This is a genomic window from Nostocoides vanveenii (genome assembly GCF_039531165.1).
Classification (GTDB): domain Bacteria; phylum Actinomycetota; class Actinomycetes; order Actinomycetales; family Dermatophilaceae; genus Nostocoides_A; species Nostocoides_A vanveenii.
Genome location: NZ_BAAAPN010000069.1, coordinates 1 through 865 on the forward strand (window position 1 = coordinate 1; position 865 = coordinate 865).

The following is an 865-nucleotide window of genomic DNA, read 5'->3' on the forward strand; positions in this document are numbered from 1 at the left end:
ACCACGGTGGCCGGGTACCGGCGGGCGGTGGCGTGGCTGATCGAACACGGCCCCCTGAGCGCGGTCGGTGTGGAGGGCACCTCCAGCTACGGCATCGGGATTACCGGCTCTTCGCCATTGAGTGTGGGGTGAGCTCGGCGCGCTGGCGGGCGTGGGGTCCCGCGTGGGGGTGTCGAGGCCCTCGATGATCAGGGGACTTCTACCTCTCCGGATCTTAAGGACCTCGACGATGAGTGAGCTTACGTTGTGCTGCCGTGGTGGCGGGTACTGCGACCGATGCGACTTGCTGGTCGGCCTGGACGGGTTACGGGTGAGCGAGGTCGCCCGCGATGACCGCGGCGCGTTGACGGTCACGGTTGAGTCCGAGCCGGCGGTGATGGGATGCCCGACCTGCGGGGTCGTCGCGCACGCCCACGGCCGGGTCGTGGTGGATCTGGTCGACGCGCCCGCGTTTGGTCGGCGGGTGCGGATCCGGTGGGTGAAGCGTCGTTGGGTGTGCCCGGACCCGGACTGCCCCACAGCCACGTTCGTTGAGCAGAACGCGGCCGTCGCGTCGCCGCGGGCGACGCTGACGGTGCGGGCATGCTGGTGGGCGATCGGACAGCTGCGGCGTGAACACGCCAGCGTGAACGGGATCCGCCGCCAGCTCGGCACCGGGTGGCGCACCGTGTGGGCTGCGATCAAGCCGCTGCTGGAAGCCGCGGACGCCGACCCGGCCCGGTTCGAGGGGGTCACCACTCTCGGGGTCGATGAACACATCGTGCGCCACGAGGCGCTGTTGTTTCGGATGGAGGTGAGAGACCGACATCGCTTGGCCGTCGCAGCGGCTGGGTGAAGCTGGCGGCAGTCGGCCCTCGGGGAACGC

General features: G+C 70.1%; 1 protein-coding gene. It reads left to right on the forward strand.

All coding sequences use genetic code 11. The annotated features are described in order from the left end of the window. Positions 1-229 precede the first annotated feature (229 nt). Positions 230-835: a transposase family protein gene (locus tag ABD209_RS15535; RefSeq protein WP_344067826.1), complete on the forward strand. Its 606-nt coding sequence runs from the start codon at positions 230-232 to the stop codon at positions 833-835. Positions 836-865: the final 30 nt, after the last annotated feature.

Coding starts and splice junctions, on each gene's coding strand:
- ABD209_RS15535 (WP_344067826.1), top strand. CDS start 230: ATGAGTGAGCTTACGTTGTGCTGCCGTGGTGGCGGGTACTGCGACCGA.